At 41.0% G+C, this 23,127-nt stretch carries 15 protein-coding genes; 6 read left to right on the forward strand and 9 right to left on the reverse strand.

What is annotated here, in order from left to right; genetic code table 11:
- Window positions 1-8 precede the first annotated feature (8 nt).
- From B9Y87_RS15390 to B9Y87_RS15425, 8 genes are all read right to left on the reverse strand, one after another.
- Entirely contained in the window at window positions 9-2,162 is a 2,154-nt protein-coding gene (locus B9Y87_RS15390) for a glycoside hydrolase family 31 protein (protein ID WP_085499857.1), read from the reverse strand.
- Between the two features lie 29 nt (window positions 2,163-2,191).
- The gene (locus tag B9Y87_RS15395) at window positions 2,192-3,052 is read right to left on the reverse strand and encodes a fumarylacetoacetate hydrolase family protein (RefSeq protein ID WP_085499858.1); all 861 of its coding nucleotides are present in this window, start codon (window positions 3,050-3,052) and stop codon (window positions 2,192-2,194) included.
- 98 nt (window positions 3,053-3,150) lie between these two features.
- Complete coding sequence (locus tag B9Y87_RS15400; RefSeq protein ID WP_085499859.1) at window positions 3,151-4,734, reverse strand: sulfatase family protein; 1,584 nt, start codon at window positions 4,732-4,734, stop codon at window positions 3,151-3,153.
- 10 nt (window positions 4,735-4,744) lie between these two features.
- The gene (locus B9Y87_RS15405; protein ID WP_085499898.1) at window positions 4,745-7,096 is read right to left on the reverse strand and encodes a PDZ domain-containing protein; all 2,352 of its coding nucleotides are present in this window, start codon (window positions 7,094-7,096) and stop codon (window positions 4,745-4,747) included.
- Window positions 7,097-7,118: 22 nt separating this feature from the next.
- Window positions 7,119-9,362, reverse strand: a complete 2,244-nt coding sequence (locus tag B9Y87_RS15410; RefSeq protein WP_085499860.1) for an alpha-L-fucosidase — start codon at window positions 9,360-9,362, stop codon at window positions 7,119-7,121.
- A gap of 134 nt (window positions 9,363-9,496) precedes the next feature.
- Window positions 9,497-10,273 (reverse strand): SDR family NAD(P)-dependent oxidoreductase, encoded by a 777-nt coding sequence (locus tag B9Y87_RS15415; RefSeq protein ID WP_085499861.1) that lies wholly within the window; start codon window positions 10,271-10,273, stop codon window positions 9,497-9,499.
- 43 nt (window positions 10,274-10,316) lie between these two features.
- The gene (locus tag B9Y87_RS15420; protein ID WP_085499862.1) at window positions 10,317-11,639 is read right to left on the reverse strand and encodes an L-fuconate dehydratase; all 1,323 of its coding nucleotides are present in this window, start codon (window positions 11,637-11,639) and stop codon (window positions 10,317-10,319) included.
- A 102-nt stretch (window positions 11,640-11,741) separates the two neighbouring features.
- Entirely contained in the window at window positions 11,742-12,608 is an 867-nt protein-coding gene (locus B9Y87_RS15425; RefSeq protein WP_085499863.1) for an AraC family transcriptional regulator, read from the reverse strand.
- Window positions 12,609-12,830: 222 nt separating this feature from the next.
- On the opposite strand from B9Y87_RS15425, the gene B9Y87_RS15430 reads away from it, so the two are divergent.
- The 4 genes from B9Y87_RS15430 to B9Y87_RS15445 all read left to right on the forward strand — a co-directional run bounded on the left by B9Y87_RS15430 (window position 12,831) and on the right by B9Y87_RS15445 (window position 19,824).
- Window positions 12,831-13,421, forward strand: coding sequence for an RNA polymerase sigma factor (locus tag B9Y87_RS15430; protein ID WP_085499864.1), 591 nt, complete (start codon window positions 12,831-12,833; stop codon window positions 13,419-13,421).
- Window positions 13,422-13,521: 100 nt separating this feature from the next.
- Window positions 13,522-14,769, forward strand: a complete 1,248-nt coding sequence (locus tag B9Y87_RS15435; protein WP_085499865.1) for a FecR family protein — start codon at window positions 13,522-13,524, stop codon at window positions 14,767-14,769.
- Window positions 14,770-14,888: 119 nt separating this feature from the next.
- Complete coding sequence (locus B9Y87_RS15440) at window positions 14,889-18,296, forward strand: TonB-dependent receptor (RefSeq protein WP_085499866.1); 3,408 nt, start codon at window positions 14,889-14,891, stop codon at window positions 18,294-18,296.
- Between the two features lie 19 nt (window positions 18,297-18,315).
- A complete protein-coding gene (locus tag B9Y87_RS15445) occupies window positions 18,316-19,824 on the forward strand; it encodes a RagB/SusD family nutrient uptake outer membrane protein (RefSeq protein WP_085499899.1) in 1,509 nt (502 codons plus the stop codon).
- Window positions 19,825-20,309: 485 nt separating this feature from the next.
- On the opposite strand, the gene B9Y87_RS15450 is transcribed toward B9Y87_RS15445, so the two are convergent.
- Entirely contained in the window at window positions 20,310-21,170 is an 861-nt protein-coding gene (locus B9Y87_RS15450; RefSeq protein ID WP_085499867.1) for an AraC family transcriptional regulator, read from the reverse strand.
- Window positions 21,171-21,258: 88 nt separating this feature from the next.
- On the opposite strand from B9Y87_RS15450, the gene B9Y87_RS15455 reads away from it, so the two are divergent.
- Together B9Y87_RS15455 and B9Y87_RS15460 are read left to right on the forward strand one after the other, a co-directional pair.
- Window positions 21,259-21,987, forward strand: coding sequence for a phytanoyl-CoA dioxygenase family protein (locus B9Y87_RS15455; RefSeq protein ID WP_085499868.1), 729 nt, complete (start codon window positions 21,259-21,261; stop codon window positions 21,985-21,987).
- A gap of 13 nt (window positions 21,988-22,000) precedes the next feature.
- The gene (locus B9Y87_RS15460; protein WP_085499869.1) at window positions 22,001-22,837 is read left to right on the forward strand and encodes a sugar phosphate isomerase/epimerase family protein; all 837 of its coding nucleotides are present in this window, start codon (window positions 22,001-22,003) and stop codon (window positions 22,835-22,837) included.
- Window positions 22,838-23,127: the final 290 nt, after the last annotated feature.

Raw genomic sequence — 23,127 nt, forward strand, 5'->3', positions numbered from 1 at the left:
GGTAGATATTACTTGGTTTTAAATTCCCAGGTCACCTTTTTGTTATAGCTATAGGGTTTCCCTTTTTCAGGGCTACTTATGGTGCCTACAAGTTTTCCTTTTCGGTCCTTTTTGACCTGTATTTCTACATTAGTAAATTGTCCTTTTTCAAAATCGAAACTTAGTCCGTCATCATCGTAAAGGGTATACTCTCCTTCACTTGTCCCATAGTGACGGATAATCAAATCTACTTTCTCGCCCAATTTTGGCGCCTGTCTTTGAACCGGTCGCATAGGAATTATTCCTCCATCCCTTACAAACAATGGAATTTTTTCCAACCCGGGAGCTACTGTAATCACTTCATTTTCACCTACGAATTTACCGTCGTAGAAATCGAACCACTTCCCTTTGGGTAGAATAACCTTTCTCTCCTTTTCCCCTTCGAACATTGGGGCCACCAAAATATTGTCGCCCATCATGTATTGATCCTTTATCTCACTTTTTATGGCTACTTTATAGGGATTGTCCGTAGAGTCCAATTCCCCTTCGGCTACTTGCTGGTCATAAGAAAAGCCCTCCACCAAATTCATGGCCCTAAAGGGAGGCAAGCCTTCAAAATGATATTGGGAAAAAGTGGAATAAATATAAGGCAATAACCGCATCCTTAAATTGGCCACGTCCCTTACGGCAGCTTCCACTTCAGGGAATGACCAAGGTTTGGTACCGTCCGCCCAGGCATTCAGCATGGCCATAGGTGAAAAGCAAACAGATTGCATTCTCCTTAACCACTCCTCGGCCGTCTTGGAGGCCCTTACCTCCGGTGTCCAGAGCACCCCAATAAAACTGCTATTTACCAAGGCTGTTATAAAATCCTTGTGACTGTAATAATCATTGTAAATAACGTAGGGCAAGGAACTTGCACCGGCATTGGAAGCCCTTACCAGGCCATAGGTCCTTTGATTCCTTTCCTTGAACCATTTGGCGGTCATATCCTGAATCAACAGTCCGTAGACCTGTCTCATTTGCTCCCCACTATAGCCTGAGGGAAATGTAGCTACATCTGGCCAAATCCAAAAATCAAAACCATCCACCTCATCAATTTTATAGCCACTTACGCCAAGATTCAAATGATTTTGAACAAAGTGTTCCTTAAAGATATCGCGGGTTTCAGCAAGCATCAAATCGGGCACTATACCGTTCCACACCGTATGCGAAGCGGAGAGACCCTTTAATTTCGGATATAGGGAACCTACGGGGGACACATAGGGGTTCAACCATAAATTTGTTCTAATCCCATCCTTCAATAATTCACTATTGAACTTCTTCGGGTCTGGGAATCTTGTCCTATCCCATTCAAAAGTACAGGGATAGGCCATACTATGCCAACCTGGCTCCACTCCGATAAAATCTAAGGGAAAATCGTGATCTTCAAATTCTTGGGCTTCTTGGGCAATATCTTCCTGACTGTAAAGCGTAGGTACCCTCTGGGTAAAACCAAGGCCCCATTTCGGGGGAATATAACCACCTCCGTTATATAAATTATAGCGTTGTACAGCCTCCATGGGGGTAGCACCTCCGTAAATATAAACATCGGTTCCCTTTGCCGGCACCAAAATCTCCACGGCATCGGAATAAGGTTGCGCCTGCCAATGGGGATCCGTGTTCCTGTCCCTCAAAACCGGTTTATCATCGGCATCTACCCTAATACCCGTCCCGGCATAGACCGTAATATATCTGGCAGCGTCTATCAATACTCCATACCCTCTGGAAGACACATAAAAAGGTACTGGGGCGTGCGTACGGCCATCATCGCGACCACCATAATGATCCACGTGCAATTGCATGATGCGGCCTCTCTGGTGTACTGTTTTAAAGTTAAGTCCCAAGCCATAAATTTGCTCTTCCCTGGTCAACGGAAACTGCAAATAGGTCTTTCCATCAACTATTTTTGTTTTGACCCTATCTTCCGGAAACGGAAAATTGGCTGTAGGTAGTTTGTCAAGTGCATTAACCTTGGGCCGTATATCCGCAGCCTGAAGCAAACTTATATCCTCTGACTCCCCAACACTGGCTTTCCAAATTCCATTTTCAATCTCGGTCCACTTCAATTCTTGCCCTTTAAGCTGAGGGCAATACACCGCAAGTAGCGCGCATATAACGATGAAATGGAATTTGGAAATCATGCCGGTTGGTTTGGTTGGTTTTAAGGTTCTTATTTCCCGCTATAGGCCTTAGCCGTTTGCTTGGAAGTACCAAGTCCCTCAATTCCCAATTCTACCACATCCCCTGGTTTTAAATATTTAGGTGGATTAAATCCTAATCCCACCCCAAAAGGAGTTCCTGTAGAAATAATATCCCCTGGCAATAGGGTCATGAACTGACTGATATAACTTACCACCTCTTGTACATTGAAGATAAAATCGGAAGTTGAACTATCCTGTACCGTTTCCCCATTTAATTTTAACCACAAGTGTAAATTGTTAGGGTCTTTTATTTCGTCTTTGGTAGCAATAAAAGGTCCTATTGGAGCAAAGGTGTCACAACTTTTTCCTTTAACCCATTGTCCTTCCCTTTCAATTTGAAAGGCCCTTTCGCTATAGTCGTTATGCAATACGTAACCTGCAACGTGATCCAAAGCATTGGCCTCCGACACATAAGAAGCCTTTTTACCTATAACTACGGCCAACTCCACTTCCCAATCTGTTTTTTCACTTCCTTTTGGAATGATCACATCATCATTGGGACCAACGATTGCCGAAGTAGCTTTAAAGAACAATACTGGTTCCTTAGGTACTGCCATTCCGCTTTCTGCTGCATGTTTGGCATAGTTAAGACCAACACAAACAATTTTTGACGGTCTCACCAATGGCGCACCCAAACGAACGTTATTGTCCACTTTAGGACAACTGCTTTCATTTTTAGCCAACCAATCCTTTAATTGGGCCAAGCCATCCGTTCCAAAGAAATCCTCGTTGTAATCCCTTCCAAAGGCCGATACGTCCAATCGGGTACCATTTTCCAATTGCACTCCCGGTTTTTCCTTTCCTACTTCTCCAAATCTTATTAGTTTCATTTGTTTCTATTTATTGAATTACTATTTATATAATTTTAGTTTCTGGTTTCTGGTTTCTAAAACAAACATCCAAATTGAGGCATTTTCAAATTTTCAAATCAATTATAAAACACCTTCAATTGCTTCCAATCCTTACTGCCGTACCCTTCGGGCTCGTTCTCTTGCTTTTCGCCTTCCCTACTTCTGCCATTTTCAATATAGGTGACCATTAGTCTGGTCAGGGCGCTTTCCACTTCATGGAACTGACCATACACATTATTCTTCTCCTGGGGATCCGTACTTAGGTCGTACAGCTGAAATTTGGGAAGATTCCCTATCCCTTCCGAATTTGGTTTGGGATCACTCCATCCTCCGGACCCGGGGCAAAAAATCATTTTCCAATTATCCTTTCGTATTGCAAAACTCCCGTTAATGGAATGATGTACCGTAGCCTCCCTTAGATAATCTTTGGATGCTGGATTGGTCAACAGCGGTAAAAACGAAAAACTATCCTCCCCTTCGTCATCTGCCAAATCAACTCCCACTATATCTGCACAGGTAGCCAACAAATCCGTTGTGCATATGGTTTTATCGGATTTGGTATTCGGCTTAATCTTTGCGGGCCATTTCACCATAAAAGGCACTCTATGACCCCCTTCAAAAATATCGGCCTTATGACCCCTTAAAATTCCGTTCGGTTTATGCCCTTTGGCCAACATTTCATCTATCTTGGCAGCAGGGGAACAACCATTATCGCTTGTAAAAATCACGATAGTATTGTCTTCAATTCCTGCTTGTCTTATCACCTCGGTCAATTGTCCCATATAGGCATCTATCATCATCATAAAATCGCCGTATGGGTTTAGATCGCTTTTTCCCTTCCATTCTTCGGTCGGTAAAATGGGCGTATGGGGTGAAGGCAATGCCAAATACAAAAAGAATGGTGACTTTCCTTTTGCCTTTTCTTTAATATAACCGAAGGATTTTCTAAAAAAGTTGGGGGTAACATCATCAAAATCAAAATCACGGGCAGTAGGTCCTTTACGCCACCAACCATACTTGTCCTTACTCTCGGTAACGCTATCCGGGACCATGGTGGGCATACCGTTTTCCACATACACATATGGTGCCATATCCAATGAACCGCAATGCCCATAAGAGTATTTAAACCCAAGTGTGTTTGGTGAATTCTTAACTTCCTTGGAAAAATCTATATTGTCAAAATCCTCCGGATTCCAACCTTCACCAGATTCCAAACTGGGATTCTTTAGAGCCCAGTCCCACCCTAAATGCCATTTTCCAATAAAGGCGGTTTCGTAACCCTCTTTTTTGAGCAAGGAGGCCACGGTAGTTCTGTTTTTAGGAATCAATGCCTTGGAATTTCCGGTAAGCACCGAACTTTTTAATGGACTTCTCCAATTATACCTTCCGGTAATAATTCCATAGCGCGTAGGGGTACAGACAGCAGAGGAAGTATGGGCATCCGTAAAAATCATTCCAGCAGACCCCATGGCATCCAGATGGGGCGTTTTTATTTTACCTTCCGGATTATAGATGGCAATATCACCATATCCCAGATCATCGGCCAAAACATAAATAATATTAGGCCGATTTTCCTCAATACTGCTTGTTTTAACATTAAGGCCATAGATGGTTCCACCCATCAATACTGCCACAATAAAATACTTATACCAACCCTTCATACTCTTTTCCTTACTTTTTAGTGTTCAATAATACCTGCTTTTCTTTTTGATTCCTAAATATAGTTAGATTCAATTTCCCTTTCCAATTATTATTTTGGTAAGTTTTCATTAAATCCGCCACCGTATTTATTTTATCGCCTTCGGCCGATATTATAACATCCCCTACCTGAAGCGGGGATTTTCCTATAACCGTCTGCGGCCCTATGGCCAATACAAGGACACCTGCCGTATTGTTTAATCCCGAAGCCGACCTCTCGGCCATTGTAGTAATACTTTTAATTTGCGAACCCAACCATTGAACCACTGCATCCTTTTCACCGCTATCCCCAAAAAACATAGTAGGTATGTTAGGGGTTTTTGCCATTGACTTAAGTTCAATATTGGTAACCCCAAAACTATCCATATCTATGTTTTTGAACCCTATTTTAAAGGCAGGCGATTCCCCTTTCACCGTATAGTCCCCCAATTTTGGATCAACAAATAATACATTGCCAAAAATACTGTTAGTATCCACCCCTTTTATTTGGGTTTGTTTCAAGGTTGCCTCATCTGGAAAGAGATTATAATCTACTTCCTTGCCCCAATCCTGTAATCGTATATCCTTGTGCTCGGTAAAAACAATATTGTGCTTAAAAACATCCCCACTGTTCTTGAACCATACATGCGGATGGAAGCCGTTATTTATCATAATGTTGTTTTCCACGGTGCGATAAAATCCTTCGCGCAATTTAATCCCACCATTTAAGCAAAGATTGTTGTATATATGGTAATTGGAGGAGCCGTCGTCCAGATCTATATCCCAGCCGTGATCACAGCGAAACCTATTATTTCTGATTACCGTAGTATGAATGGCATCCCATTTGGGCATTTCCGGATTGGCGGCCACTATTTCATTCATAGTAGCGCGATTAGGGTGCCAAAATCGGTCCCTGCCCCAGGAATTAAATGCCCCGTGATCCCCAGATTCCAATACGGTATTAAAAACATCATTATATTCAATAATATGTCCGCCCCAAGTACCATCTCCAATATTAATACCTGCCCTTGGAACGTCGTATATGCTGTTGTGACTTACGGTAATATCCATGGCCATGGCTATCTGCACCCCAGCCGTTTGCTTTTCTACCCTCCCTATACGATTTATTAAATTGTTCTCCGCTATGGAATTACTGGGATATTTGTTTGATTTTGGTCCAGCAACCGTATCCAATTCCGCCAATGGAACAAATTCTTCATATTGAAATGATGGCGACCTCACCGCTTCCGGACTACCTACAAAACTGATGCCCGATGCCCCGCAATCGTGTATATGATTTTCCGCAATGATTAAGTCCCTATTGTAGTTACTTGCCAAAATAGCATTCCCTCCCAAATTAGTGAGTTCGCAATTTCTAATTTTCACATTTTGTGTCCCTTCAACAAAAATTGCCGCCCCTCTGTATATGGTCCAATCGCTTCTCAACAATGGCTCATACTTTTCCATAAAAGTATGTTGGGCATGTTCAAATCTTATATTACTTACTTCTATATCCCTTACCGGATTCTCCTCCGAACCCACTATTTCCAACAAATGTTTTTGTTGAACCCCTTCTACCGTGGCATTGCTCATGTCTGTTCCTTCGGCCGGCCTATAATACAATTTAAGTTCACCGTCCAGGAACCACTCTCCTGGAGCATCCAATTCTTCGAATACATTTTCTACCATTCGGTACTTGGCATGCATTGGTGAGGGACGATTATTCTGATGGCCGCCAGACAGTTTAAGCTCTCCATTTTCATCTACCCCTGTGGAAACATAATGAAATCCGCCCCACTCACCACTATGCATAGCATGCACTATAACTCCTGCCGGATTGCCCCAAGTCTTTATCCTCTCTGGAGATATGGCATCTTCGGCATGACCCTGCCAGTGTCCACCTTTCTCATCGTAATTTGGGTAACGTGCCAATATTTGTTTATTTCCGTTAACGAAGAGCTGATCAAAGCCTTCCTCCTTTTCCAATTGTGCCATCCAAATATGGTCATTGAACTTTTCCCATTGAGGGTTGAGCAATTTGGAGCCCTTAATAACGGACTTCCCTACCCCATCCCCGATCAATTTCAAAGGACCGAGTTCCGGTGATATCCTTATGGCAGCGTTTATTCTATGCTCCCCCTCCATAATATGAAGGGTCAGGGCCTTTTTATTTCCCTCATTTCTAAGTTGGGTTACCGCGTTTAAACCTTCATTGATAGTACCAAAAAACAGCTCCCCTTCTTGATACGTCTCTTTATTGGTAGTAATATAAATATCGGATGCCTTTGGTGAGCAACCGATTAAGGAAAGGGCCAATACAAAATAAAACAGGAATCTTTGTTCCATTAAAAAAATTGTTTCCAAACTATTAATCCAATAAAAAATCCAATTCCGCAATGGCCGCCGCTTTACCATTTCCGGCGATAAATTTAGATTCAATCCCTATATATCTGGCATTGATCTTGGACTGGAACATATGGGTTCTGGTGGTTGGGTCGTTTATTAAGTTTCCAAACTGAAAATCCTCAACATTTTTCCAAGTTTTTCCATCTGCACTTATCCTAACAGTACCCTTTTCTATCATCCCTTCGGACGAAAAAGTTTGAGGCGTGTAGGTAAACCCACTAATGGCATAATCCTTACCAAGGTCTATATTGATATAATGCGTTCCTGATTTTTCCACCGAGCTCCAAAAAGTTGCGGGGTCGCCGTCGAAGGCGTTTACAGCAGCATGTTCCCCTATAACACTATCTTCCCCTGCAGGCTTCCAATCTTTCTTTACGATTCCGAATTTCTGGGAGGCAACACTGCCTAATTTTCCATTGACCTCTGCTACTGCCTTCACCTCTCCTGAAGGGATATTAAAGGGCCGATCATAAATTTCTGAAGTTGCAGTGGGTTCGCTACCGTCCGTAGAAAAACGAATGTTGTAGCCAGAATTTATGTTTCCGGCAACATCTTCCCCGTGCGGTTTCCATCCAAAACTATCCTTTTTTGGGAATATGGTTACCAGCCCCTCTACCGATCTTTCTATACTAAGTTGCGGAGGCCTTGCCTTGTAATAATGGGCCGATATAGATGCGATAGCTGGATAAAACCGGGATTCCAAGATTCTAATGCGCATTTTTTGGGTTGTAACTTCTGGGAAACGTAAAATTCGTTTATACCCAATATTGGTAGCCGTGGCAATTTCTTTCCAGGCATTGTCCTCCCAAACGTCAAGGGCATGCTTTTCCACACGTTCACTGTGCGTGTTTATCGCTTCCTGGATAACCAATCTGTTTATAGTGACCGGAGTATTGGTTTCAATAACCATTTCTTGGGCTCCCTGGCCCAACAATTTAAAAGTGGACAGATCATTGTCCAAGACCTCCTTAGGCCCATTGGCACTGGATAGCAAATTAACTCCGTAAGTGTCATTGATCCTTTGGCCAACTTCTTCCAGTACAGAAACATCTGTAGGGGAAAACATTCCCTCCCTATTGGGTGGAATGTTCAATAAGAAGGTAGAATTTCCTCCAACCGACCGTTCATAAATATCGAATACATCATCCGCACTACGTACTTTCTGGTCTTCATCATCCCTATAAAACCATCCCTCACGGATAGAAGTATTGGTTTCCGCCTGTTGGTAATGAAGAAATTTGCCCTTAAAGAGGTCCTCGCTTTTTCCCAAAGACTCCTCTGTTAAATCTGGAAAGCTATTCATTTGACCGGGGTCTTCCGGATAGGGAATTATATTCCATTCCGTATCCCTAGTTTTACCAGCCTCATTGCCGCACCAGCGAATGTCTTCTTTCCCGAAGATTACCGCCTTTGGTGCCAAAGCCTTTATCAATTCCTTCCATGCCAAATAGTTATAGGTCTGTCCACCTTTTCTTTTTGGGTGGGCACCATCGAACCAAACTTCATGGATGGGTCCGTATTCGGTAAGCAATTCAAAGAGTTGGTTTAAAAAATATTCGTTATAGTCGTCCACTTTAAAAGTGAATGTAGTCTTGTTTTCAAATGGCCTGCCTTCTACCTGTCTCGGAATTGTTCTTTCCGTGTATTCACTTAAATTTCCATAAAGTCCATCCTTGTTTTCTATTTGGAACAGATCTGCCGGCGATAGGTACACCCCTAATTTTAGCCCATATTTTTTACAGGATTCGGACAACTCCTTTAGAACATCCCCTTTTCCTTCCCTAAATGGCGAAGACATTACCCCGTGTTCCGTATAACGGCTTTGCCATAATACAAAACCATCATGGTGCTTGGCGGTAAATATTACCATTTTCATACCCGCATCCTTCATAGCCTTACACCATTGATCTGTATCCAAATTCTGGAGGTCAAAAATTTTGGGATCTTCCATTCCATTTCCCCATTCCATTCTGGTAAAGGTATTTGGACCAAAATGAATAAATGCTATAAACTCGTTTTGCAGCGCTAAGTACTGATTGGTCGTTGGCACCACATGGGCCGCTTTAAGCAAAATGGAATCCTTACTATCCGTATCCTTTACCTCAATGGTGTTGGACACCGGCATTACCAAGGCATTTGGTTCGGATTTCTGGGAACAAGCCGCAAAAAGTGATATTATGGCTATGTATTGAACTATTTTATACATTAAGAATTGTTATTTGAATATATTTCCGAATAGTACCGGAATAGGTGTTGCTGGTTTCATAAAATGGAACTAAACATCAAATCGACATTTAGTTCCATTTTTGATTTGGTCCAAAAACAGGTTTTAAAATTAACCTATCCGTTTAATTTTATATACCCGCCATCAATAGGAAAATCGGTTCCAGTTATAAAGGAAGCTTCGTCCGAACATAGATAAACTGCCAAATTTGCCACTTCCTCCGGTTTTCCCATTCTTCCAATTGGCTGGGACTTGGATAATTTTTCGAACATTTCCTCTTCCTTACCGGGATAGTTCTTCTTTATAAATCCGTCCACGAATGGCGTATGGATTCGTGCCGGAGAAATACTATTGCATCGAATACCATTGTCCAAATAATCCTTGGCCACAGAATAAGTCATGGTAAGTACCGCGCCCTTGGACATGGAGTAAGCAAATCTGTCCGAAATACCAACGGAGGAGGCAATGGAAGCCATATTCAATATGACCCCACCTTTCTCTTTCATCTTGCTGATCACGGCATGCATACAATTATAAACACCTTTAATGTTTACATTATATATTCGATCCATATCCTCTTCTGCGGTTCCCTCCAAATTACCAACATGGGCTATCCCCGCATTGTTGACCAAAATATTAATATAACTCTGGGTACCAATAGCGGAAATAATTTCGGTTACCTGGACATTATTGGAAACATCACAGGCGTGAAACTTGGCCTTGCCCCCCTTAGCTTTTATTTCCCCAACTACGCGTTCTCCATTTTCCGCATTAAACTCCAAGATGTGCACATGGGCACCTTGGCCGGCAAAAGCTTTGGAAATGGCTTCACCAATACCACTGGCACCACCGGTAACTACCGCTGTTTTGTTTTCTAGACTAAAAAGTGACATATTATTCTTTAGATTATTATGTTAACTATTATAATTTCCCTAATTATTTGGCCAGTACTTCATCCTTCCATATAATGCCATCAGGAAAACTATAGTCCTCCAAAGATTGCTCTTTCATGGTGATGCTATATCCGGACATTGACGGTGGCATATAGGCCCCATTTTTTATGACCACAGGGTCATAAAAATGTTCATGTAAATGATCCACATACTCTATTATCCTATTCTCCAAAGAACCACTTATAGCAATATAATCTATCATAGACAGGTGTTGCACATATTCACAGAGACCAACTCCCCCAGCATGTGGACAAACAGGAATATTGAATTTTGCGGCCATTAAAAGAATGGCCAATATTTCATTTACCCCACCAACCCTGCAGCTGTCTATCTGACAGATGCCAATGGCATCGGCCTGCATTAATTGTTTAAATACAACCCTGTTCTGACAGTGTTCTCCGGTAGCCACTTTTATAGGATGAACGGCCTTTGCTATTTTGGCATGTCCCAAAATATCGTCCGGACTGGTAGGCTCCTCAATCCACCATGGATCAAACTTTTTAAGTTCGGCCATATTGGCAATGGCCTCATCCACATCCCATTTCTGGTTGGCGTCCATCATTAGTCTTAAATCGGTACCGATCTCTTCGCGGATAATGGCAGCACGCCTCATATCATCCTTTAAATCCGACCCTACCTTTATTTTCATATGCTTAAAACCAGAGGCCTTGGCTTCCTTGCAAAGTCTCCTCATCTTATCATCCGAATAACCAAGCCATCCGGCAGAGGTCGTATATGCAGGATATCCATCCTTTAAAAGTTTATCAATTCGCTCCTGCTTGGAAGCAGCCTTACCCTTCAAAAGCTCCAATGCTTCTGCAGGGGAGATGGCGTCCGTAATGTAAGTAAAATCTATACAAGAAACCAATTCTTCCGGTGTCATATCTGCCAGTAGTTTCCACAATGGCTTCTTTTCCACCTTGGCATAAAGATCCCAAACAGCATTTACCACAGCACCCGTAGCCAAATGGATCACACCTTTTTCCGGCCCCAACCAACGCAATTGACTGTCACCGGTGATCATCTTCCAAAATGCTCCCATATTTGTGGTAAAGCTCTCCAGGGATTTTCCCTTTACCAAAGGCGCCAAGGAATGGATGGCTGCTGCACACAATTCATTTCCCCTACCAATGGTAAAAGTTAATCCATGCCCCTCCAACCCCTCGGGATGGCTGGTTTTTAGTATAACATAAGCCGCAGAATAGTCCGGATCCGGGTTCATGGCATCTGATCCATCCAATGACTTACTAGTAGGAAATCGGACGTCTTTTACCAGAACATCCGTAATTATAATTTTGCTGTTCATTATGTATAATATTAATAAAACAAAACTAACCCCAAACCTTATCTCCAACAACTACATGAAGTACCATTATTGATACTTTTTTTGCTAGAAATAGAATGATTGTCAATTTTGAGTATGAAGTTTAATATAGTCGGAAGGAGACATTCCTGTAATGGATTTAAAATGTCGGTTGAAATTGGAAATGTTGTTGAACCCTGATTCATAGCATACCGGGGTAATGTTGTTCTTATTCTCTATCAACAATTTACAGGCATACCCAATTCGTATTTCATTCAGATAACGGGTAAAGGTCTTTCTGTGGATACGTTTAAAAAATCTACTAAAAGCAGAAGGATTCATTTTGGCTATCTCGGCCACATCCTTGGAACCGATAGGTTGATTGAAATTTTTAAAGACAAACTCATAAATTTCATCCAACCCCTTGTTGTCCGTCTTATTAAAAGAATTTAAAAACCCTGGACTTGACAATAATTGATATTCCTCATGATTTGCCAACCTGTACAAAATTTCAATAAGCTTTATTGTTTTTTCAAAGGGTTCGTGGCTGTGTAGTTTCTTTACTTTTTCAATGAGCTTAGCATCTATATTAGAAAATTTTATTCCCTGGCTAGCCCTTTTTATCAATTGCTGTATTGGTTTCATTTCTATGGCATTCAGAAACTCCAGCCCTAAAAAATCTTCTTTAAAATGTATGGCAATGGCCTCCGAAATCAAGCCAGAATCGGCCTCAAAATAAATCTCGTCATTCAGCCACATATGAGGCAGGTTCTTACCGATCAAAACAAGATCGCCCTCGGAGAACTTCTCAATTCCATCCCCAATAAATCGGGTCCCGGTACTTTGGGCTATGTAAACCAGTTCCAATTCAGGGTGATAATGCCAAATCTTTAAGAAATGTGAATAACTATTGTGCGTAACCGTAAAGGAACTGTTCTGTAAACTGGCCCTATTAAGAAGGTGTAATTTCATAAAAAACAAATAACTAAAAGCTAAATTGAGATTTTAAATATACATATTTTTTTATGTCGAATAATAATTAGCAAAAAAAGTATTGCTAAATGTTCAATTTTTAGTTGATATGAAAGAAAATACATCATATTTTCGAATGTTATCTTTAGTAGATTATTTTTTCTAGCAGATAACCTACTTTACATTATCCTAAAAAAATCAAATCATTTAATTGCTCGCGAAATGTCCGGACAACCCTTAGACCAATTGATCGCTTCCTTGATAAAAGGAAATAGGGCGGCATTTAGGACCATATTTGAGTTGTATGAAAAAAGGTTATACTATTTTGTACATTCCATAACCAAATCGGATTATGCCTCTGAGGAGATACTACAAGAGGTATTTATTAAGATTTGGACAAAAAAAGAAACCATAGATGTAAGCCAATCTTTTGATGCCTTTATTTTTACTATTGCCAAAAATTCAACATACAACTACTTAAGGAGTATTGCCAGCCAAAATTCCTTAAAAAAAGAATACTATAAAAATATTAGCTCATTAAACGAGGAAACGGAAAATAGTATTCTCCTTGCCGAATATGAGGATTTGGTAAACGATATCCTCGAAAATATTCCCACTCAGAAACGCAGCATCTTCATTTTGTCCAGACAACAGGGAAAAAGCAATGAGGAAATAGCCGATCTTTTGGGAATAACACAAAAAACAGTGAAAAACCATCTCTGGAAAACCCTTCAAATTATCAGGACAGAATTAAAACCATATATGGCGGACACCATATATTTTTTTCTAACAAGCCTAATGTTTACGATTTAAATTATCTATTTCGCAAAAAATGATGTCCTAATTTGGGACTTTTGCATTTATGATGTGTATTACTTATACAACCCATAATGGGGCCAATAAAATACAGTAAATGCAAAACGCGAACAAATTGGATAAGCTCTTCCAAAAATTGGTGGACAATACCATTTCCGAAAAGGAACTGGATCGTCTAATGGAGCTTATTAATAGTTCCGATCCGGATGAGGTTAAACATGGAGTATTGGCCAAGCATTGGGAAAAAGTAAATAAAGGAAACTTGCCCCTTAAGAAAAGAACAAAAGATGATTCTGAAGTCTTATTACAGAAAATACTCTACAAAATAGAGCACATTGATAAGAAAAAAAAAGGTAGAACATTTTTCCCACACTCCAATGTTCGTTTTTGGTCAGGTATTGCAGCTACCTTTCTGTTGCTTACCGGCGTTTACTTTTACAACCAAAATACCTTAGTAAATAGTACTGAGCCAATTATCATTGAAAACGATCCAAATTCCGGCGTTATTACCTTGCAATTGGAAAATGGTGACATTGAAACCATTTCCGAGACAGGTGAGCGAAAAATAACTACTTCAAGTGGAAATTTAGTTGCCTCTCAACAGGGAAATACGTTACAGTATATCAGTGCCGAAGCTCAAGACAAATTGGTCTACAACACCCTTAATATCCCGCATGGCCGACAGTTTGACCTTGTTCTGTCCGATGGTACCAAAGTAAAATTAAATTCGGGAAGCTCCATTAAATATCCCGTCCGTTTCCTAAAGGGACAGGAGAGAAAAGTTTTTTTAAAGGGGGAAGCATACTTTGATGTTACCAGAGATAGGGCACACCCTTTTATTGTAAATGCCGACGAAATGAACATAAAGGTGCTGGGCACCCAATTTAACCTATCATTCTATCCCGAAGATGAGGATATCAGTACCGTCCTGGTGGAAGGTGCCGTGGTCCTGTACAAGGACGGGGCAGACATAAGTACAAATACTTCATCACAACTGGCGCCCGGACAAAGGGCGGAATGGAACAAGGTGAACAATACGATGACCATTAAGGAAGTGGACACCAACATTTTTACGGCTTGGAAAGACGGGTATCTTTTGTTTAAGGCCTCCCCTTTCCATAGCATTAGATCCAAACTGGAACGTCATTTCAACATTAGCATAGAAGATAGAAGCGGGAAATTGCAAGATCAGATATACACGGCAACATTTAGAAATGAGACTATAGAAGAAATCTTGGAAGCCTTTAAGGAAGACACTCACTTTGAGTATATACGCGAGGGTTCCAAAATTGTTATACTCGATACTAATATTAACTTAAAGAAAATGCCAATGAAAACTAATTGAAAACATGAGCACTAGACATATCACTTTTACAAAAAAACCGGAAAATGTTGGCGCATTTCCCGGCATAAGAAAGTGATATAAACAAACTAAATGTTTAATCACCAAACCTTTACAAAAGTATGAAAAAATTAAATTTAGTAGGGCCTTTCCATTCGCATTGGCTGGGCAAACATCAATTAAAGATGAAACTAACGACCTTATTGCTTATAGTTTCTCTATTTAAAATTCAGGCCAACACCTATGGACAGAATACAAAAATCACTTTAAACCTAAGTAACGTAAGCGTTCAACAGGTTTTTGAGGAAATAGAATCCCAGTCGGATTTTAGGTTTCTGTACAACCATAAAAAGGTGAATTTAAAGAGAACTGTTTCCGTAAATGTGAAAAAAGAACCTATTTCAAATATCTTGGACAGGATATTTGAGGCAACGGATGTCTATTTTACCGTTAAGAACAAGCAGATCATATTAAAAACGGGTAAGCCGGACAATTCCGTTGTCCCAGTAGAAATTACCATAGACCAACATACCGTAAGCGGAACTATTTCGGATGCGGACGGCAATCCCTTACCTGGGGCGAACATTGTGGAAAAAGGAACCACTAATGGGGTTACCGCTGATTTTGACGGTAACTTTACCCTAGATGTAGTCAATGAAAACGCTACTTTGGTTATAAGCTATATTGGATTTGCGTCAAAAGAAGTAGCTCTAAATGGACAAACCTCCATATCCGTTAGTTTGGAAGAAAGTGCTGCAGGTTTGGACGAGGTAGTATTGATCGGGTATGGTACACAGAAAAAAAGTGACCTTACCGGTGCTGTGGGCTCCATTAAGTCCGAAGAATTGGCGGAAAGACCGGCGGCTTCCTTGAACCAGGCCATGGCCGGTAAGGTAGCGGGTGTAAACATAACTTCAGGTTCTGGACGACCAGGAGGAAGAACCGTGGTAAGAATCCGTGGTAATACCTCGGTAAGTATCGCCAATACACCACTCTATGTAATAGACGGTGTAATCTTGAATGCGGCCAATTTACCTAACGGTAGTACCCCGATAGATTACCTGAACCCAAATGACATCCAATCCATTGAAGTTTTAAAAGATGCTTCTGCAACGGCCATTTATGGTGCCAGAGGCGCCAATGGTGTAATTCTTGTGTCTACCAAAAAAGGAACTACTACCGGAGAAACCCGTCTTAATTATGATGTGGATTTCAGTATAGGAACCTTGCCCAAAAAACTTGATCTTTTAAACTCTGAAGAGTTTCTTCGTGTTGAGGAAATCGCATACGCCAATGCTGAAAAATTTGACCCGGAAGGCTGGGCAGGTGGAAGATATACCGACCCAAGATTAAAGAGAACCGACCCAAGACTTTTTGATGCCAACGGCAACCCACTTTATGATACCGATTGGCAGGATGAAGCTATTAGGGACGCTATTACCCAAAATCACCAACTTTCTTTTACAGGTGGTAACCAAAAATCCAATTTCGGCCTATTTATGGGCTTCAGGGATGAAGAGGGATTGATAGTAGAATCTTGGTTAAAGCGTTATTCAGGTAGATTCACTTTGGATACCGAGGTCAACGACTGGTTAAAAGTTGGAGGAAGCCTAAGCTACAACGACCAAAACGAAAAGCAAATAGACCAACTTGGAGGTGGTGGTATCACTACAATGCGCCAAGTATATGAGGCCCTACCCATTATACCCGTACGTTATGTGGATGGCACCTGGGGATCCAACATACACTATCCAGGAATGGAAGGTGGCGGCAGTCCAGTGGCGGTTGCGAACGACCGTAGATATTTTCTCAAGACCCAAACCGTATTGGGTAGTTTCTACGGAAATATTGAATTCAATAAAAACCTGATATTACGCACTACAGTAGGAACCAATATCATTAACCAAAGAAATGATTATTACGGAGGCAAGGACCTAAGATACATTGCCATGCCCGATGGTGCCGCAAGTGTCTCAAACTCACGTTATAATTCTTGGCAATTTGAAAACTATTTAACCTATACTAAGGATTTTGACAGCAATAATTCCTTAACGGCTATGGCAGGGCTTTCCTGGCAACATGTTGATCAGTTTAGTGCAACAGCATCGACCCGAGGGTTTGCCGATGACTTTTATGGCTTTAACAACCTTGGTGCAGGTTCCAACCCACAAACGCCAAGTTCTAGCAAAACTGCTTACGGGCTAAACTCTTATTTTGGACGTGTCAACTATAACTATATGAACAAATATTTGTTGACACTAACCGGCAGGGCTGACGGTTCGTCAAAATTTGGACCGGAAAACCAGTTTGCCTTTTTCCCATCAGCCGCATTGGCCTGGAGGGCTTCCGAAGAAGATTTTCTTTCGGAAAACGAGACCATTTCCAATCTTAAAATTAGAGCTAGTTATGGGGCAACGGGTAACTCTGAATTACCAGCGTACCAAGCATTGGCCGGCTTGTCCAATGGTTCGGTCATTTTTAATGGCGCCAGATCCGCCTATACTGTCCCAGGTCGTATGGCCAATCCAGATTTAAAATGGGAAAAAACGGAACAGGTAGATGCCGGGGTTGAATTGGGTCTATTTAATAATCGTATAGGGTTGGAGCTTGATGTTTACCGAAAGTTGACTTCCGATATGCTTCTTAATGCTCCGGTTCCCTCCTCAAGTGGTTTTACCAATGTATTTAGAAACGTTGGAAGTTTGGAAAACAAGGGTATCGAAATTAATTTGAACACTGTCAATTTTGATAATGAACTTTTTGGATGGAGCAGTAACTTCAATATTTCCATCAATAAAAACGAAGTAAAAGCCCTTTCAGGTGGTTCCGATATTTTCTTAGGTTCTACCTTGATCCGTGTTGGAGAACCTGTAGGTACTTTCTTTGGATATATTGATGAGGGAACATGGAACACCGATGAAGCTGCCCAGGCAGCTATCTATGACAGATTGCCCGGAGATATAAAATACCGTGATCTTAACAATGATGGGGCCATTAATAGTGATGACCGTGCCATCATAGGGAAAGGTATTGCCGATGGTTTTGGGACTTTTTCAAACACCTTTAGATATGGTAATCTTGAGCTACTGGTAGACCTGCAATTTCAATATGGCAACAGTGTAATGTACCGTGATGAACACTCCGCTGAAGACCGTCAGACCATTGCCAATAGCTTCGCGACCGTGTTAAATGCGTGGACTCCGGATAATCAGGATACCGATATTGCCCAAATAAGACCAATTGCTGCTGGTTATGATACCAATAACGATTCTGGGAAATTAAAGGATGCTTCCTTTTTAAGAGGTAGAAACTTAATGCTTTCCTATGTCTTCAAGCCTGAATTGGTAGAGCGGTTACACTTAAATCGACTTAGGGTGTACACCTCGGTACAGAACTTTTTTGTAGCAACCAAATATCCAGGGTATGACCCTGAAAGTTCTAATGGTGGTGGAGCTTTCGATCAAGGATTCTCCCTTTACGATTATCCGAGGCCTCGAACCTTTATGCTAGGATTAAATGTTGGACTATAACCATATAAAAGATAAAAAAATGAAAATCTATAGAAACTTTATAAGAGCTATAGCCGTCGTAACCGCAATATCAAGTATAACGGCTTGTAGTAACTTTTTGGATGAAGAAGATGAGTCTAACTTCACAACGGACACTTACTTTACCACGGCTGCGCATGCCGAGAGTGCCGTTAACGGGGCATATGAACCATTGATTTCAATTACTAATAGTGGTTTTGGTGGAGGCACATGGATGATGCTCGAATTTGCCACGGGCTTGGCCAACACCTCCTTAGGGCAAGCCACCAATATTTACTTGGTAAAGGATTTGATTAATAATTCGGACAACGGATATGGAAGCAGTTACTGGACCGGATATTATTCGGGCATCTCCAGGGCCAACTTGGCAATAGAAAAAATCCCGGAAATAAATATGGACGAAGCTCTAAAGCAAAAGTATTTGGCCGAAGCCAAATTCTTTAGGGCCTACTACTATTTTGGCTTGGTACGCATGTTCGGAAACATTCCTATCATCACCAATTCGGTAGATTTGGGATCGGAGCAATTGTACCCTGAACAATCTTCGCCAGAAGCGGTCTACGACCTAATTGTAAGCGATCTTACTGAAGCCGAAAGCGCTGGCCTGGCATGGAGGGATCCATCGGGCAGAGTTTCTTTAGGCGCCGTTAAGACCTTATTGGCAGATGTATATTTGACCATGGCAGGTTTCCCACTTCAAAAAACGGAGAATTACGCGCTTGCCGCCGCCAAGGCCAAAGAGGTAATAGATTCAGAGGAGTTTGGACTTTTTGATACCTATGACGAGCTGCACGATCCTACAACCAAAAACTCAGGGGAATACATCTTTATGACCCAATTTGCAGCAGGTATCCAATCAGGTAACTGGCAGCCAGGAATTTTACCATATAACTTGGGAATTTCAGCCTATTCCGCCCAAACTGGTGGTATCTTTTCAACAAACGCCTTTGTAGACTCCTACGAGGCGGGCGACAAAAGAGCAGAAGAAAAACAGTTTTATTTTACAAGCTATTCATTGGAAGCCGACCGTAGCAGCAGTGTCAACCTTGGAGCTCCATATATCTTTAAGCATTTTGATATTGAAGCCAATGAAGGGAGCGCCCAATCAGACCTGAACTGGTGCCTCTACCGCTATGCCGATGTATTACTGATGTATGCGGAAGCGGCAAACGAAGCTGAAAGTGGACCTTCAACTGAGGCATATGATGCTGTGAACGAGATACGTCAAAGGGCCGAATTGGCAGATTTGACCGGTCTTTCCCAGGATGCCTTTAGAGATGCTGTACGTATAGAGCGTATTCATGAATTAAGTTTTGAAAACAAAACTTGGTACGACATGGTGAGATGGAGAAAAGCGTATAACACAGAAACCAATATCTTGGAAGATTTTGTGGGCCATAATTTCTCTTACTTGCCCAACAAAGCACTAACGGCAAGGGAGCTTTTGTTTCCTATACCAACATCTGAAATGCAGAACAATCCTAATCTAGTACAAAATACGGGTTACTAATTAAGACGGGCTAAATGGATATATAAGATGTGTATTCCAAAAAGGCCAAAAGCATTTTCGTAGTTAACATAAAACGCTTCTGGAAATAAAGCAAATAAATAAGACACGGGTTGGAAATTTTCACCCGTGTCTTTGTTTTTAGACCCATAGTTGTTCTGTATTGATCTGGTCTCAGATTAAACTTTCCCAATTAATTGCTTAAAATATATACCTCAAACTACTTAAAAAAGATAAAAATGCAAAAAAAGTATTGGTGTTTGTTAGTAAATTGGTAGCCTAAGAAGGAAGAACCTATTATCTTGCCTAAGATTTCATTCAAAAAATATTTTTGATAAAATAATTAGAGTTTTAAAAAGTCAGGTTTGTTTTAAGTTCCTCCAAATTAACCTGATTAAAAATTGAGTTGAGTTAGTTTTGAAAAATCCGGATACCACTAAGGTTCCGGATTTTTTTTGAAGTAGTATGAAGATTAAATCAATGCTCTATTATTCCCTTTGCAATCGTCTAAAGGATTTGGGTGTTGTACCCGTAAACTTCTTAAAAGTAGTGGCAAAATATTGGGAGGTGCCAAAGCCCAATCCAAATGCCACCTCAGTAATCCTTTTGGAAGTACGCAGATCTAATTTTGCCTGTTCAATCTTTAGGCGGTTCACATATTCCCTCGGCGGCATCCCCGTTTTGGACTTAAACCAAAACTTAAAATACCCCACGGACATCCCCACCAAATTTGCCATTTCATCCACATAAATCATCCTAAATAAATTTTTATGAATAAACTTGTCCAGTTCATTCAACTTTACGGATGGCGCATTTTGTTGCGGTTTATTGGAGAGTATAACAGTTTCCAACAATAATTGGGCTATCAACTGATCCACCATTATTTTGGACAACAAGGAATCGAAATTCTCCAGCTGCACCATCAATTTCTCCAAAATAAATTTTAGCTGAAAGGAGCCCTTGAAAACATGTTCCGATTTATCCAGAAGTGCAGCAAGCAGAAATTCGGTTTGCTCTTTGGGCATATTGCATAATTTGCCTTTGGAACTATCTACAAGCAATTGAATCCAAAACAATTCTCCCTTATCCTCCGGATATTCCCCTGTGCTATGCACTGTATTAGGCGGCACTACAAAAATATCATTTCCGTTAAGTTCATACAATTGCTCCCCAATCTTATAGTGCTGTTGCCCTTTCATACAGTAACAAATTTCCAAGGCTCCTTTATGTTGATGACGCTCAAGACCCGGCTTTACCTGTTTGTAACGATAATGGCCTATGGCCAATCCTCTTTTAACCCCAAAGTCCTGTAAATTAAACACCCGTCTTTCCTGTGTTCCAAAATCCATGCTAAAATGTATAAAAAAGTAATATAGTACAAAATTGATAGATATTTATATATTTTAACTACATCTTTGAAGCCTATACTTTAGTGCCATGGAAACAATAAGATCAAAGTTTATTAAGGAAGGATTTATCAAAATAGACCAATTAATAACAGCAGACGAGGTGGCCACCCTTAGGACCCTATACGATAAATTATTACAGGATACTGTCAAAACCGCCCACCTAAGAAGTGACCTTGCCGGCGCGGATAATAGTGCCGACAGAAAGGTGGAGCGTATAACCCAAATCATGAGACCCAGCACCATAGCACAGGAACTTATTGAAAATACCGCTTATAAAAAAGCGGAACAATGGGCCAAACACCTACTAGGTCCGGATATGGAACTGGATTTTGACATGATGATCAACAAGGCTCCCAATACCAACACCCCAACACCTTGGCACCAAGATGCCGCCTATTGGATTGCCATGCCCGACAAAAGATCGGCTAGTTGTTGGATTGCGTTGGACAAGGTCTTTGAAGAAAATGGATGTATGTGGTTTATCCCCAAAACAGAGGGCACACCCGTTCTCCCCCATAAAAACCTACCCCATGGGGGAGCCCTATATTGTGAAACCGACAGCTCCGAGGCCATATGCATTCCCCTAAATCCCGGCGGATGTACTTTTCATGACGGTTTTACGCTTCACTTTAGCCAGGGCAACGTTACCGAAACACAAAGAAGGGCTTTGATCCTAAACTTTAGGCCAAAAAAAATGATCGAATTTGAAAGGGAACAAGGGGTGGATCATACCGGGGAAAGAAAACAGAGAAATTAAAACAATACCATGCATGCAAATTAAATTTATATATCCACGTTGGGGAAGTTCGGGTTTACCCTGGTCCGTTTTTCTGAACAAAATAAAAAACGCCGGTTATCAAGGCGTAGAAATAGACCTTCCCTTAGAAAGTATTAAAAAGAACGATATTTGTTCCATGCTAAAGGATATGGAACTCGATTTCGTTGGACAGCATTGGGAAACCAAGGAAGCAGATTTCAACAAGCATCAAGAACAGTATAAAAGGCAGTTGTACAATCTGGTGGAAGCCAATCCCCTCTTCGTGAATTCGCATACAGGGATGGATTTTTTTACCCATAAACAAAACTCAGCCCTAATTGAAACTGCCCATGAAATAGAATTGGAATCCGGAGTCACCATTACCCATGAAACCCACCGCTCTAGGTTTTCCTTTGCCGCCCATGCCTGTTTACCCTATTTGGAGGAATATCCCTTTCTCAAACTCACTTCCGACTTGTCCCATTGGTGTTGCGTTGCCGAATCATTATTGGAAAATCAGGCCTATGCGGTTGAAAAAGCTATTGAACATACCTATCATATTCACGCCAGGGTAGGATATGCCCAGAGCCCACAAGTTATAGACCCCCGGGATAGCAATTACAAAACTGAGTTGGATCTGTTTACCAATTGGTGGGTTTTGATGATCAAAAAGGCGTTCGAAAAAAAACGCCCCTTTATAACTATCACCCCAGAATACGGCCCACATCCCTACTCCCTTTTCAAGACCAATACTAAAATACCCATGGGAGATCAATGGGAAATCAATACTTTTATCAAGAACCATCTTGCCGAATCCATAAAACATATTCCATCAGTAATACGTCCATAGCTTTTCCAAGCATTCCATAAATATTTCAATTTCCTTGACCAAAAAGACAACCACATACCAAATAAGCCAAAGGCCAATCCCTTCATTCCGTTACTAAGCCTTTCGAAAACGCCATTGGTCGATATATTTATAGTGACTTAACAAATAGTTAATATTTTTAATAGTGTTAAGTGTTGATTTTTCACCTTAAACGAATAGATGTGAATGAAAAGGAACTTAAGTCCGAATAGCCAACCAACTTATACAGGACCACTATTACTGAGCTATAGATTTTTCACGAAACCTAAGAA

Origin of the sequence: Arenibacter troitsensis (genome assembly GCF_900177645.1) — a bacterium.
Taxonomy (GTDB): domain Bacteria; phylum Bacteroidota; class Bacteroidia; order Flavobacteriales; family Flavobacteriaceae; genus Arenibacter; species Arenibacter troitsensis.